This is a genomic window from Sphingomonas sp. OTU376 (assembly GCF_038440415.1).
In the GTDB taxonomy this organism is placed as follows: Bacteria; Pseudomonadota; Alphaproteobacteria; order Sphingomonadales; family Sphingomonadaceae; genus Sphingomonas; species Sphingomonas kyeonggiensis_A.
The window spans coordinates 33534-46350 of record NZ_JASATQ010000003.1; the positions used below are offsets into that span (position 1 = coordinate 33534).

Sequence of the window (12817 nt, forward strand, 5' to 3'; positions counted from 1 at the left end):
CCGTTAAGGCGATGCCGCAAAATAAAAAAGAAGGCGCGGCCGAGGGAGTCGGACCGCGCCTCCAGGGACGGAGTGGGTCAGGGCAGCAGCTGGCTGCTCAATTCGGGAACCGCGATCGCCAGGTCGTAGGCGACGATCTTGGCGAAGGCCTTGGCGCCGGCTTCGCCGACATGGGTATAGTCGAACTTCTCGACGATCCGGCCGCGCGGGCCGGTCTTCGGAAGCGTCGACGCGGGCGGCGATTCCGGCGCGGGGCGCGGGCGCAGCGTGGTGCCGGCCTTGCCTGCCGCCACTTCCTCGGGAAGCGGCTCGGCCATCGCCAGCTTCATCGATTCGACTGCGCCGAGCTGCTCGACCGCCTTCGCACTGTCGCGGTTCAGCTCGATCACCGGCGCCTTCATCTCGACGCCGATCTTGCGCACCGCATCGGCCCAGGCGGAAAGCGTGTTGTTGAGCTTGCCGCCCCGGAATTCGCGGCGCGACAGCGGGGTTACCAGCACCGGCACCGCGCCGGCGGCGCGGACGTCGAGCACCATCTGCCTGAGGTTCGACTGGAAGTCGGTGTTGAGGTCGGTCCAGCGCTCGGCCTTGGTCGACTGGTCGTTATGACCGAACTGGATCAGGACGTACTTCTTGGCATAGCCCGGAGCCGCAGCCTCGCCGAGCGCGATCTTCCACGAACCCTCGGCCTGGTAGCTGCGGGTCGAGCGCCCGCCCCGGCCCATGTTGAGGCAGGCGATGTTCGACTTCACATGATAGGCGCAGAAGGCAGATGCCCAGCCGCTGCCCGGCGCCATGGTGGAGTCGCCGACCAGGATGATCTTGTAGGCGGAGATCGGCGGCGCATCGGTCCGCTTCTCGCGCTTCTCGAGCGGAGGCTGGGCCTCCGAAGTCTGGGCGAAGGCCGCCCCCGGAACCGCCAGCAACGCTGCCAGCGTGATCGCCATTTTCAGCATGTGTAACCCTCCCAGTTGCGGCCTTCTGTCCCTCGATCAGGAGAAGGCGAGGCCGCCGTTGATGTCCATGTTGACGCCCGTCAGGAACGACGAGTCGTTCGAGGCGAGGAAGACAACCGCCGACGCCACTTCGTCCGGATGGCCCTCGCGGCGCAGCGGCGTGTTGCCGGCCACCGCCTTGCGGCCCTCGGGCTTGGAGAAGGTGTCGTGGAAGCTGGTGCCGATCAGGCCCGGGCACAGCGCGTTGACGCGGATGCCCTGCGGACCCAGTTCCTTGGCGAGGCCGCGGGTGAAGGTCATCAGCGCGCCCTTGGCAGTCGCGTAGATCGACGCGCCCGGCCCGCCGCCGTCCCGCCCGGCGAGCGACGACAGGTTCACGATCGCGCTGCCCTCGCCCAGGTGCGGCAGCACCGCCTTGGTGACGAGGAAGGCGGACTTGAGGTTGAGCTCCATGACATGGTCGAAGAACGCCTCGTCCATGTCGGCCAGCGTCTTGCGGGCGACCATGCCGCCGGCCACGTTGACCAGCACGTCGACGCGCTCGCCGAACGCCGCGGTGGTCTCCTCGACCAGCTTCGCCACTTCGGCCGGCTTGGTCACATCGGCCTGGATCAGGATCGCGGTGCCCCCCGCGGCCTCGATCTCGGCGACGGTCGCCTTGGCGGCGGCTTCGTCGCTGCGATAGTTGACCGCGACCTTGGCGCCCTGCGCCGCGAGCTGCAGCGAGACCGACTTGCCGATGTCACGCCCGCCGCCGGTTACGATGGCGACCTTGTCCTTCAATTTCATGCTGGATTCCGTTCTGGGGAGGTAGTGCCCTCGGCGCGCGGAAGCCCGCGACCGAGGAGCAGGATGGAGAGGAGCGCGAGCGGGACGATCGCCGCGGCCAGCGCGAAGATCGGCGCATAGCCCTGGGTGGTCATCACCGGCACGAGCCAGGTGGTGATGAGCGTGCCGGCCACGGCGGCGGTGCCGCTGATCCCGGCGAGCGAGCCCACCGCGCCGCCGGCGAAATAGTCGCCCGGCATGGTCTGGATGTTGTTGATCGCCACCTGGAAGCCGAACAGGATCACCGCGATCAGCAGCACCGCGCTGAGCGGCGTCGAGGCCTGGGCGGTAAGCAGCAGCGCCGGCAGCATGATGACGCAGCCGATGGCGATGGCGAGCTTGCGCGCCGACAGCGCGCTCCAGCCCCGCGCGATCAGCACGCCGGAGAACCAGCCGCCGCCCAGGCTGCCGAGCATCGCGCCGACAAACGGCACCCAGCCGAACATGCCGATCTGCTTCACATCGAAGCCGAAGGTCTCGGCCAGGTAGATCGGCAGCCAGGAGACGAACAGCCACCAGACAGGATCGAGGAAGAAGCGGCTGAGCAGGATCGCCCAGCTCTGGCGGTAGCGCAGCAGCTCGAGCATGCCCGGTGCGGGTGCCTCGGCTTCGGGCGCGTCGTTGGCGGCGGGGCGCGCGTTGATATGGGCGCGCTCCTCGTCGCTCAGCCAGGGATGGCGATCGGGATCGGCGCGGTAGACGAACAGCCAGGGGATCAGCCAGACAAAGCCGAGCACGCCGACCAGCACGAAGGTCGCCCGCCACCCGAACGCCCCGTAGAGCGCGGCAACAGCAGGCGCGGCGATGATCGCGCCGATCGCGGCACCGGCATTGAAGATGCCCTGCGCGAAGGCGCGCTCCTGCGGCGGGAACCACAGTGCATTGGCCTTGACCGCGCCCGGCCAGTTGCCCGCCTCGGCCACACCCAAAGTGACGCGCAGGCCGATCAGCATGCCCAGCGAGCGGACGAGTGCGTGTGCGCCGATCGACAGCGACCAGACCGCGATCGCGATGACGAAGCCGATGCGCGTGCCGATCCGGTCGAGCAGCTTGCCGAACAGCGACTGGCCGAACGCATAGGCGACCATGAACATGGTCACGAGCAGTGCATAATCCGCCTTGTCCGCGCCAATGTCCTTAGACACCGCCGGCCACATCACGGCGAGCGCGTTGCGATCGATATAGTTGATGACGGTGACCAGCCCGATCAGGCCGATCACGAGCCAGCGAAGCCCTTTGACCCTGGTCATCGGCTCAGTTTCCCTTGCCCGCATCGAAGCGCGCAAAATGGCCCTTCCAGTCGAGCTTCCTGCCATCGACCGTCGCCGAGTGCGCCGCATTGGCATCGGCCGAGAAGGCGATGGCGAGCGTGATTGCGCGGCCATCGGCGAGCTTGATCGTCACCACATCGGCATCACCGGTGCGGACATGGGTAAAGCCCTTCACCCGGCTGTTGCTCGCGGTCGTCTTCTCCTCGCCGGCGTCGTAATTGCCGTGCGGCTCGAGCAGGTTGACGAACTGGGCGTTGGTCGCCCCGGTCACGCGCTCGATCAGCAGCGGCTCGCGGTGCAGGTTGAAGCGCGGATCGTTGGCGCCGCTCTCGCCCAGGATCACGCTGGTGCCCGCCGGCGCGAGCATCCGGTAGGTGTAGAAACGGTTGTCGTTGATCCAGGTGACCGCGCCATTCTCGGCAGTCGGCGTACCCGTCGCATCGACCCAGATGTGCTGGTAACCCGCCGCCTTGCCGAGCACCGGCCGCTCGGCGGTGTTCGACTGGAGCGGGAAACCGATCGCGGTGATCTGCCCGGCATAGTGCAGCGGCAAGTCATAGGTGGCGGGCTTGTCGCCGGTCACGTCGAGCAGGTCGACGATCATCGGGCTCTCGACGCCGTCCACCGGCAGCTGGATCAGCGTGCGGCGATAGCGGACGCCGGGATAGGCGCCGACCATCTCGGCGGTGCTGACCGTCGCCTGCGGGGTACTCGCCCAGAAGAGCTGCTTGGGCGCGAGCTTGTCGCCCACCTTCCACTTGCCGCCGAAATTGCTGGTCTCGTTCACGACCAGCGTGTTGTGGGCGACGGTCTGCTTCGCCCAGCTCTCATTTTCCTTGAGGTAGCGCCCGCCGTCCTTGCTCTCGACATTGAGGAAGCGCGCCGCGCCGTAATCGGTCACGATGGCGTGGCCGTTGTCGTAGAGAATCCAGTTCAGCTTGTCGAAATGGCCATGGCCCATGCCCATCGCGGCATTCTTGGCGACCAGTACCTGGTCCTTGTCGCTCGGCCCCGAGCGCATGATCGCCAGGCCGCCCATATCGCCCTTGGGTCCGTCGCTCAGGAACTGCGAGGCGAAGGGGAAAGGCCTGGCCTTGCCGGCCGCGAGATCGCGCGCGACCATCAGCCCGTCGGGCGTCAGCACAGTGCGGCCCTGCCACTGCGCGATCGACAGCAGCGCCGGATCCTTGGTCACTTCATAGCCGATCGCCACCGACTGATAGAGCTCGTCGGTCTTCAGGCTCTTGTCGGGCATCGCATCGTTGAACGGGAAGAAGAAGCCGTCATAGGTCGTCTGGATCGAGGTCCGGATCGCCTTCAGGAGCACGCCGCCGCGATGCTCGAAGATCTTCTGCTCGGGCTGGTTCGCCTGAATGAAGCGGGCGAACAGCACGAAGGGCAGCATCGCATAGCGCTGATAATAGGGCCCTTCGACATAATAGCCGTCGGGCGAGAACAGTTGGTCGATCTGCGCCAGGAAGCCGAACTTGCCGTCACGGTGCAGGCCCTTCAGCGCCACTTCGACAAAGTCCTTGTCGCGCAACGTATAGCCGATCATCCCGACCGCAGCGCAGGCCCAGGTCGCATGGTTGTGGATCTGGTCGAACTCCTCGGCCTGGCCGGCCGACAGGAAGGTCGCCATCGGGCGGAAGACCTTGTCGTCGATCGTCGCGCGATCGGCGGCGCTCAGGCTGTCGCGGATCGCGTCATAGCCCTGCACCGCATAGACCGCCCAGACGGCGTCGTTGAGGCTCTGCCAGAAGAGCCGGCCCGGCCGCTGGTCGCTCGCCGCGGGATGGTTGCCGAGCGTCGGATAGAGCCTGGCATATTCGAGCAGCTCGGCCTTGGCGAAATCGGCATAGCGCTGGTCGCCGGTGATGCGGAACAACAGCCCGGCGCCATAGATCGCCGTGTAGTTCCGCTTGTGCTGCTCATGCGTGTAGCCGCCACCCGGATCCTTGGGCTGGGGCACGATCACGCCGGCCTTGATCGCCTTGTCGACTTCGCGGCGGACGCGCTTCAGTTCGGCGTTGAACAGAGGATAGGCCGTGGCTTCCTTGGCCGTGGCCGCCATCTCCGATGCGCGGAACAGCGTGGGCTGGGTGCCGGGCGCGGTCTGCGCCAGAGCGGGCGTGGCGAGCAGGGCGGAACCGGCTAGGAGAAAAGCGAAACGAGTCATCAATTGCTTCCCGGAAGCGGCGAGGCCGCAGGCTTGACGTACCAGGAGACACCCGTCTCCTCGCGCGTGATGGGCTTGAGCGTGCGATCGGCACCGAGCTTGGCCAGCGCCGGATCGCTCGGATAGAGCAGGCCGTTGGCGGCGCGCTTGAGCGTCACCTGGCGGCGGTCGATCTGGATCGGCAAGGCAGCGGGTCCCGGCACGGACAGGACATTGCCGGTGAATGTGATCCCGGCGATGTCCGCCTTGGCGACAAAGGGATCGCCGCGCTTCGCGTTGACGAAGAGGTTGGCCACGAAGCGCGTCGAGACCGGCGGCAGCGACAGTTCGGCGTCCGCGCCATTGCCCAAAGTCACCGTCGCCGCTTCGATCAGGCTGTTCCGCTCGATCAATGCATCCTGCACCTGCTCGTAGCGGTTGATCGGCGAGTTTGGCACGCCGTTCATCAGCGAGAGCGCGCTGTACGACCCGTCGCCGGCCAGACCCTCGAGATAGTTGTTCCGCACCACCTGGCGCCGGTTGATCACGCGGATACCGCCGGTGCGCTTCACGCCATTGCCGAAGAAGACATTGTCCTCGATCCGGTTGCCATGGCCGTGGCGCATCACAAAGGCGCCCTGGCTCTCGACCACGACATTGCGGCGCAGGATGTTCGCGCCCGACTTGATCGAGACGATCTCGACCTCGCCGTTGCAGCGCTCGAAGAAATTGTCCTCGACGATCGTGAAGGAATCGCTCTGCGATTGCTGGCTGGTGCCAATGCGAATCGTCTCGCCGCCATTTTCCCCCAGGGGAGGCCGCGGGCCGAAGTAATTATGGTCGATCCGGTGGTGGTTTTCGCTTGGGCCATAGGCGGCGCGGACCACCACGAGCATCGCCCCGCCATGGACCTTGCCGGCGAAGTGCGAGTGATCGACGCGGTTGTTGCTGCCGTAGAGCGAGACCCAGTGATCGGTCTTGGCCTGTGTCGGCGCGCCATAGCCGTCGACGACGATCCCAGTCAGGCGCGAATTCTCGGCCCAGCGTTTGGTATCGAAGCGAAAGGCGATCAGATCCTCATCGGTGCCGCGCCCGTCCCTGAACACCAGGTTGGAGACGACCAGCCAGTTGCCCGCCATGCGCAGGCTCGAGGCACCGGTCAGGACAACCTTGCCCGGCGTCTCAGCGGTAAGCGTGATCGGCCTGGCCTCGCTGCCCTGGCCCGAGAAGCGCACCGCAAAGTCGCGCCACTCGCCATTGGCGAGGATGATCCGATCGCCCGGCGACAGCGCCTTCGCGGCCGCTCCATATTCCTGCTGATTATGGACAAGGGTGTCGCGCGCCGCCGCCGGACCGGCAGCCACCGCAAGCATCCCCATCGACAGCGCCCAGAGTCGCAACGAGTCCTCCCCACCGGCTCTTTTGGCCGATGTGGATGCCTACCAGTCGCATGAATTACGTGCAAGCCAATTTGAATACCAATTCACTGGACCAGAATTGGTAGAGTGGTTCTATACCAGATCAGCCTCGCGCGCTGCCTCCGAACAGCGGTGCCAGCGTCACCGCCACCGCGCCGACCAGGATCGCCGACACCATCGGATCGAGTTCGTCGGCCAGCCAGAAATAGCCGGCAACGCCCGCCACGCCGGCCAGTCCAACCGCCGCCAGCAGCGAAGCGGCGCGCACCAATGCGCCGGCGCGGCGCGGCCAGCCGTCGATGACGTGCCGTACGCGATCGAGCATCACGGCGCTGAGCCCCGCGGCTTCCGCCCGTGCGATCTCACCCGAATCGAGCGCCGCGCCGTCGAGACGATAGAGAATGGCGAAGCGCCGCAGCGCCTCCAGCCGGGCATTGGCGAGGCCGGATACCCGGCGCGAACCGAACAGCATGGCAGCGATCCGCTCGATCCGACTCGGCCCACGCAGCGAGGCGCGACCATCGGCCTGAGAAAGCTGGAGCGTGCGTAGCTCGAGCGAGGTAAGCGCGGCTTCGGCCGAGACGGTGCCGGCGAGCCCTTCGAGCAGCCCCGCCCTGGTATCGAGATACGCCATGATGTCCTCCTTTTTGCAGCCGGGCATCTAGGCGCGTCGAACGCCGTTGATTAGCCGTGCGCGTGGCATCGCAAGGTTTCCGCAACTGCACCGATCCGCAGCGATGACGTTGCGGTTGTCCCGCTTCCGCATCTCGCCCGGCCGAAACAACCGGATATCCGAAAGTATGACGAAACAGGGCTTGATACCTTATATCATCACGGCTACCGCAGCGCAGCAAGTTCCATGGTTCGGGAAGATTCGTTGATGTTGTTGCGTCCGCTGTTGCTCGCCTCCGCCGCCCTGCTCGCGCTTCCCGCGCACGCCGAAGAGACTCCGGCCAACGGCAACACCGCCCCGGCAACCAGCAGCACCGAATCCAAGGCGCCGGCCACCAGCGACCAGGATCATGACCAGCCCGGCGCGCAGATCGTCGTCACCGGCACCCGCGCCCGCAACACCGCGGACGTACTCGGCGGCACCGCAGTGCTCGCCAAGGAAGAGCTGACCCGCGACCTGCGCCCGACGATCGGCGACACGCTGGCCAACCAGCCCGGCGTCTCGGCTACGTCCTTCGGTCCCAATGCCTCGCGCCCGGTGCTGCGCGGCTTCATCGGTGCCCGCGCCCCGCTGCTCACCGACGGCATCGGCAGCATCGACGTGTCCAACACCTCGGCCGATCATGCGCCGATCATCAACCCGCTCACCGCCGACCGCATCGAAGTGCTGCGCGGCCCGACCGCGCTGATCTTCGGCCCCTCGGCGATCGGCGGCGTGGTCAACGTCATCGACAGCCGCATCCCGCGCCACATGCCCGAGGAAGTGGTCCATTTCGACGGCATCGCCAGCTATGGCAGCGCCGCCGATGAGCGCTCGGTCTCGGGCACGGCGGATGTGCCGGTGACGAGCAAGATCGTCCTCCACGCCGATGGCAGCTTCTCGCAGACCGGCGACCAGCGCACCGGCGGCTATGTCCTCAGCCGCGAGCTGCGTGCCCAGGCGGCCGCGAGCGCCGATCCCGAAATCCAGGAACTGGCCGACCTCAAGGGCAAGGTACCCAACACCGCCGGCAAGACTTGGGACGTCGCCGGCGGCGCCGCGATCATCGACGGCAACAACAATCTCGGCTTCTCGGTCAGCCATTTCGACACGCTCTACGGCGTGCCCGTCCGCTATTCGCTCGATCCATCGGTCGAGGCCGAGCAGGTGCGCCTCCACGCCCAGCAGACCCGCGTCGACGTGCGCGGCGAGGTCAATATCGGCGACGGCTTCTTCAAGCAGCTCCGCACCCGCTGGGCCGCGGCCGACTACAAGCATAGCGAGATCGCGGAAGACGGCGCCGTCGGCACCACCTTCTACAACCAGGGCTATGAGGGCCGGCTCGAGATGGTCCAGTCGGGCCGCGGCGGCTGGGACGGCCTGATCGGCGGCCAGTTCTCGCTGCGCGACATGCACGTCGTCGGCGACGAGAAGTTCCTGCCCAAGAACTCGGCGCAGCAGTTCGGCCTGTTCACGCTCCAGTCGCTCGATCTCGGCGCGTTCAAGGCTGAGGCGGCGGCGCGCTTCGAGCACAACAATGTCAGCGCCCAGGCCGATGCCGACATCGGCAACCCGGCGTATAACCGCAACTTCAACAGCTTCTCCGCCTCGCTCGGCGCCAGCTATGCGGTGGCCGACGGCATGCGCTTCGGCGTCAACGTCTCACGCGCCGAGCGTGCGCCGACCCCGGAAGAGCTGTTCGCCAACGGCCCGCACGCCGGCACCCAGGCGTTCGAGATCGGCAACCCGAATTTCGGCACCGAGAAGAGCTGGGGCGTGGAAGCCACGTTCAAGGGCTCGGGCGACGGCTTCGCCTTCTCGACCGCAGCCTATTACAACTGGTTCAAGGGCTATATCTACGACTCGCCGACGGGCGCGACCCAGGATGACCTGCCCGTCTTCCAGTACAACCAGGCCGATGCCCGCTATTACGGCTTCGAGGCCGAGGGCTCGCTCCGCCTGGCGACGGTGAAAGGATTCACGATCAACGCCACCGCGCTGGCCGATTACGTCCATGCCGAGATCGTCGGCACCGGCCCCGCCCCGCGCATCCCGCCGCTGCGCATCAATGGCGGGCTGGAAGCGACCTCGGACGCCTTCACCCTCCGCGGCGAAGTCGAGCATGTCTTCGACCAGACCCGTATCTCGGCCTTCGAGACGCCGACGAACGGCTTCACCTTCGTCAACGCCTCGGTCTCGTGGAAGCCTTGGGGCGCCGGCTCGAACACCAGCCTGCAGCTCTCGGCGAACAACATCTTCGACGTCGAGGCCCGACGCGCCGCCAGCGTGCTCAAGGACTATGCCCCGCTTCCTGGCCGCGACATCCGCGTGACCGCGCGCATCCAGATCTGACCTTGCACCAATCCTCCCCCTCCCTTTGCGGGGGAGGATTGGATAGGGTCGACCGATGCACGCCGCTCCCGAAGCCCCGCCAGTCTCCCGCCGCCTGCCCTGGCCGATCCTCGCCGGCGCCGGGCTCGCGCTTTTCCTCCTCGCCCTGCTATGGTTCGGCCACGAACTTGCCGAGGGCGACGGCGCGACCATCGACCGTGCGGTCATGCTGGCGATGCGCGTCCCCGGCCATCCGCTCCAGCCGATCGGCCCCGCCTGGCTCCCCTCCGCGGTGCGCGACGTGACGGCGCTCGGCAGCACCACCGTGCTGAGCTTCATCGTGCTGGTCGCTGCGATCTTCCTCGGGCTCGCCGGGCGCCTGCGCACCGCCCTGCTCGTGGTCGGCGCTTCGCTGCTCGGCTCGATCGCAGTCGAGACGATCCGCGGCTTCGTCGCCCGCCCCCGGCCGCAGCTGACCGGCCAGCTGATGGAAGTGAACTCGGCCAGCTTCCCCAGCGGCCATGCCGCGATCAGCGCGATCGTCTATCTGACGCTCGCCACCCTGCTCTTCCCGGTGCTGCCCGACCGCCACATCCGCGCCTTCGTGCTGATCGTCGCGCTGGCGCTTACCACCTCGGTCGGCCTCAGCCGCCTCTATCTCGGCGTTCACTGGCCGAGCGACGTCCTCGCCGGCTGGGCGTTCGGCGGGGTCTGGGCAATGCTCTGGTGGCGGATCGAGCTGGAACTGCTCGGCCGCGCGCAGCGGCGCTGAACCGTCAGCCCTGGCGCTCGGCGAGCTTGCGTTCCCAGGCAAGCGCGTCCTTGACGATCCCTTCCAGGTCATCGTGCTTCGGCCGCCACGGCAGCGCCGCCAGGATCGCGCTGTTGTCGGCAACCAGCGCATCGGGATCGCCCGCACGCCGCCCCTCGAGCTTGCGCTCGATCGTCAGGTTGGTCACCCGATCCACCGCGTCGAGCACCTGCAGCACCGAGAAGCCGCGGCCATAGCCGGCGTTCATGGTGTGGTTCTCGGTCGGCTTCGCGATCAGCAGATCGAGCGCATCGACATGCGCGGCGGCGAGGTCGCTGACATGGATATAGTCACGCACGCCGGTGCCGTCGGGCGTGTCGAAATCAGTGCCGAACACCGAGACATGGCTGCGCTTGCCGGTCGCCGCCTCGGCCGCGATCTTGATCAGGTGGGTCGCACCCGCGGTCGACTGGCCGGAGCGACCCTGCGGATCGGCGCCGGCGACGTTGAAGTAGCGCAGCGCCGCATAGTTGATCGGATGGGCGGCGGCGACGTCCTTGAGCATGATCTCGGTCATCAGCTTGGACATGCCGTACGGGTTGATCGGCTGCTTCGGGCTGTCCTCGCGCACCGGCACGACTTCGGGGATGCCATAGGTCGCCGCGGTCGAGGAGAAGATGAAGTGCTTCACGCCCTCTGCCACCGCGCTCTCGATCAGCGAGCGGCTGGCGGCGGTGTTGTTGCGGTAATATTTGAGCGGGTCGGTCACGCTCTCCGGCACCACCACCGAGCCCGCGAAGTGCATGATCGCGATCACGCCGTGCTCCCGGATCGCGGCGCGGACCTTGTCGTCATCGGCGATGTTGGCGACCACCAGCTTGGCGCGCGGATCGACGGCCCAGTCGAACCCGGTGACCAGGTTGTCGACCACCACGACCTTCCAGCCCGCATCGAGCAGCGCCAGCACCGCATGGCTGCCGATATAGCCCGCCCCGCCCGTAACCAGCACCGTGCCTTCGCGCATACCAAACTCCGCATTGTTCTTCGCGCGTCCAATCCTATCTTTGCGCCGATAGCAAGGAGTTCGCGATGAGCATTGAAACCGCTACGCTGGCCGGAGGGTGCTTCTGGTGCACCGAGGCCGTGTTCAACGATGTGATCGGCGTCCAGTCGGTCGAAAGCGGCTATATCGGGGGCACCAAGGAAAACCCGACCTACAAGGAAGTCTGCTCGGGCACGACCGGCCATGCCGAGGCGATCCGGGTGAGCTTCGATACCGACCAGATCTCGTATGGCGAGATCCTCGACATCTTCCTGGCCACCCACGATCCCACCCAGCTCAACCGCCAGGGCAACGATATCGGCACCCAGTATCGCTCGGCGATCTTCCCGCATTCGGCGGAGCAGGAGCGCGAGGCGCTGGATGCGATCGACCGCGCCCGGCCGGACTGGCCCGCGCCGATCGTCACGGCGATCGAGCCGCTGGGCGAATGGTGGTCGGCCGAGGATTACCACCAGGAATATTGGCAGGGCGAAGGCCAGCGTAACCCATACTGCCTGGCGGTGATCCCGCCCAAGCTGCGCAAGCTCCGCAAGAGCTTCGCGGCGCGCAGCAAGGAAGGCGCGACGGCAGCCTGACCCGGACAATCCTCCCCCGGGCATCGCCGGGGGAGGATCCTGGCCTATTCCGCGCCTCCCGGCAGCGCCGCGCCCTCGATCGGCGGACGCTTGCCCGCTTCGGCGCCGAGCGCCTTGTAGACGAACCCGCCGAGCAGTCCGCCGACGATCGGCGCAATCCAGAACCAGAGCAGTTGCTGGAGCGCGATGCCGCCCTCGAGCAGCGCTGGTCCCGTCGAGCGCGCCGGGTTGACCGAGGTGTTGGTCACGGGGATCGAGATCAGGTGGATGAGCGTCAGCGCCAGGCCGATCGCGATCGGCGCGAACCCGGCCGGCGCGCGGCTGTCGGTCGAGCCCATGATCACCATCAGGAACATGAAGGTCAGCACGACCTCGAGGACCATACCCGCCTGGAACGAGAAATGGCCGGGCGAATGTTCGCCGAAGCCATTGGAGGCAAGGCCGCTCGCATAGCCCGGCGCGCCGCTGGCGACGTACCAGAGCAGCCCCGCGCCGATCACCGCGCCGATCACCTGCGCGATCACATAGAGGGGGATGTCCCTGGCCGGAAAGCGTCCGCCGGCCCACAGGCCGAAGGTCACTGCCGGGTTGAGATGGCAGCCCGAGATATGGCCGATCGAATAGGCCATGGTGAGCACGGTCAGGCCGAAGGCGAGGCTGACGCCTGCCAGCCCGATGCCGACCTCGGGAAATGCCGCGGCCAGCACCGCGCTGCCGCATCCACCGAAGACGAGCCAGAAAGTGCCGATGAGTTCGGCGAGACCACGTTGCACATTGCTCATGCTGTTGCCCTCCTGCTGTGTACGGTCTCCCC

11 protein-coding genes are annotated in these 12817 nt (G+C 66.9%); 3 read left to right on the forward strand and 8 right to left on the reverse strand.

Annotation, left to right across the window (positions count from 1 at the left end; translation table 11 throughout):
• Positions 1–77: 77 nt before the first annotated feature.
• The 6 genes from AAHM44_RS02160 to AAHM44_RS02185 all read right to left on the reverse strand — a co-directional run bounded on the left by AAHM44_RS02160 (position 78) and on the right by AAHM44_RS02185 (position 7265).
• Positions 78–956, reverse strand: coding sequence for a rhamnogalacturonan acetylesterase (locus AAHM44_RS02160; RefSeq protein ID WP_342248860.1), 879 nt, complete (start codon positions 954–956; stop codon positions 78–80).
• Positions 957–992: 36 nt separating this feature from the next.
• Positions 993–1745, reverse strand: coding sequence for an SDR family NAD(P)-dependent oxidoreductase (locus tag AAHM44_RS02165; protein WP_269573780.1), 753 nt, complete (start codon positions 1743–1745; stop codon positions 993–995).
• Positions 1742–3034, reverse strand: a complete 1293-nt coding sequence (locus AAHM44_RS02170; protein WP_342248861.1) for an MFS transporter — start codon at positions 3032–3034, stop codon at positions 1742–1744. Before AAHM44_RS02170 ends, AAHM44_RS02165 begins: the two co-directional genes overlap by 4 nt.
• 4 nt (positions 3035–3038) lie before the next feature.
• Positions 3039–5234, reverse strand: a complete 2196-nt coding sequence (locus AAHM44_RS02175; RefSeq protein WP_342248862.1) for an alginate lyase family protein — start codon at positions 5232–5234, stop codon at positions 3039–3041.
• Complete coding sequence (locus AAHM44_RS02180; RefSeq protein WP_342248863.1) at positions 5234–6613, reverse strand: polysaccharide lyase 6 family protein; 1380 nt, start codon at positions 6611–6613, stop codon at positions 5234–5236. The genes AAHM44_RS02175 and AAHM44_RS02180 overlap by 1 nt, the downstream gene beginning before the upstream one ends.
• A 121-nt stretch (positions 6614–6734) precedes the next feature.
• Positions 6735–7265 carry a hypothetical protein gene (locus tag AAHM44_RS02185; RefSeq protein ID WP_269573776.1) on the reverse strand — a complete coding sequence of 177 codons (531 nt, stop codon included), beginning with the start codon at positions 7263–7265 and terminating at the stop codon, positions 6735–6737.
• A 246-nt stretch (positions 7266–7511) separates the two neighbouring features.
• Here AAHM44_RS02185 and AAHM44_RS02190 point away from each other — a divergent pair, with 246 nt between their 5' ends.
• On the forward strand, positions 7512–9635 hold the full coding sequence (locus AAHM44_RS02190; protein ID WP_342248864.1) for a TonB-dependent receptor: 2124 nt from the start codon (positions 7512–7514) through the stop codon (positions 9633–9635).
• A 55-nt stretch (positions 9636–9690) separates the two neighbouring features.
• Entirely contained in the window at positions 9691–10386 is a 696-nt protein-coding gene (locus AAHM44_RS02195; protein WP_342248865.1) for a phosphatase PAP2 family protein, read from the forward strand.
• A gap of 4 nt (positions 10387–10390) precedes the next feature.
• Here AAHM44_RS02195 and galE read toward each other — a convergent pair whose 3' ends face one another.
• On the reverse strand, positions 10391–11389 hold the full coding sequence (galE, locus tag AAHM44_RS02200; RefSeq protein ID WP_269573773.1) for a UDP-glucose 4-epimerase GalE: 999 nt from the start codon (positions 11387–11389) through the stop codon (positions 10391–10393).
• A 65-nt stretch (positions 11390–11454) separates the two neighbouring features.
• On the opposite strand from galE, the gene msrA reads away from it, so the two are divergent.
• Positions 11455–12003: a peptide-methionine (S)-S-oxide reductase MsrA gene (gene msrA / locus AAHM44_RS02205; RefSeq protein WP_269573772.1), complete on the forward strand. Its 549-nt coding sequence runs from the start codon at positions 11455–11457 to the stop codon at positions 12001–12003.
• A 44-nt stretch (positions 12004–12047) separates the two neighbouring features.
• Here msrA and aqpZ read toward each other — a convergent pair whose 3' ends face one another.
• Positions 12048–12785 carry an aquaporin Z gene (gene aqpZ, locus AAHM44_RS02210; RefSeq protein ID WP_342248866.1) on the reverse strand — a complete coding sequence of 246 codons (738 nt, stop codon included), beginning with the start codon at positions 12783–12785 and terminating at the stop codon, positions 12048–12050.
• Positions 12786–12817: the final 32 nt, after the last annotated feature.

Bases quoted from the DNA above. Each gene is read 5' to 3' on its own strand.
- AAHM44_RS02160 (WP_342248860.1), bottom strand. From the start codon at position 956: ATGCTGAAAATGGCGATCACGCTGGCAGCGTTGCTGGCGGTTCCGGGG.
- AAHM44_RS02165 (WP_269573780.1), bottom strand. From the start codon at position 1,745: ATGAAATTGAAGGACAAGGTCGCCATCGTAACCGGCGGCGGGCGTGAC.
- AAHM44_RS02170 (WP_342248861.1), bottom strand. From the start codon at position 3,034: ATGACCAGGGTCAAAGGGCTTCGCTGGCTCGTGATCGGCCTGATCGGG.
- AAHM44_RS02175 (WP_342248862.1), bottom strand. From the start codon at position 5,234: ATGACTCGTTTCGCTTTTCTCCTAGCCGGTTCCGCCCTGCTCGCCACG.
- AAHM44_RS02185 (WP_269573776.1), bottom strand. From the start codon at position 7,265: ATGGCGTATCTCGATACCAGGGCGGGGCTGCTCGAAGGGCTCGCCGGC.
- AAHM44_RS02190 (WP_342248864.1), top strand. From the start codon at position 7,512: ATGTTGTTGCGTCCGCTGTTGCTCGCCTCCGCCGCCCTGCTCGCGCTT.
- AAHM44_RS02195 (WP_342248865.1), top strand. From the start codon at position 9,691: ATGCACGCCGCTCCCGAAGCCCCGCCAGTCTCCCGCCGCCTGCCCTGG.
- galE (WP_269573773.1), bottom strand. From the start codon at position 11,389: ATGCGCGAAGGCACGGTGCTGGTTACGGGCGGGGCGGGCTATATCGGC.
- msrA (WP_269573772.1), top strand. From the start codon at position 11,455: ATGAGCATTGAAACCGCTACGCTGGCCGGAGGGTGCTTCTGGTGCACC.
- aqpZ (WP_342248866.1), bottom strand. From the start codon at position 12,785: ATGAGCAATGTGCAACGTGGTCTCGCCGAACTCATCGGCACTTTCTGG.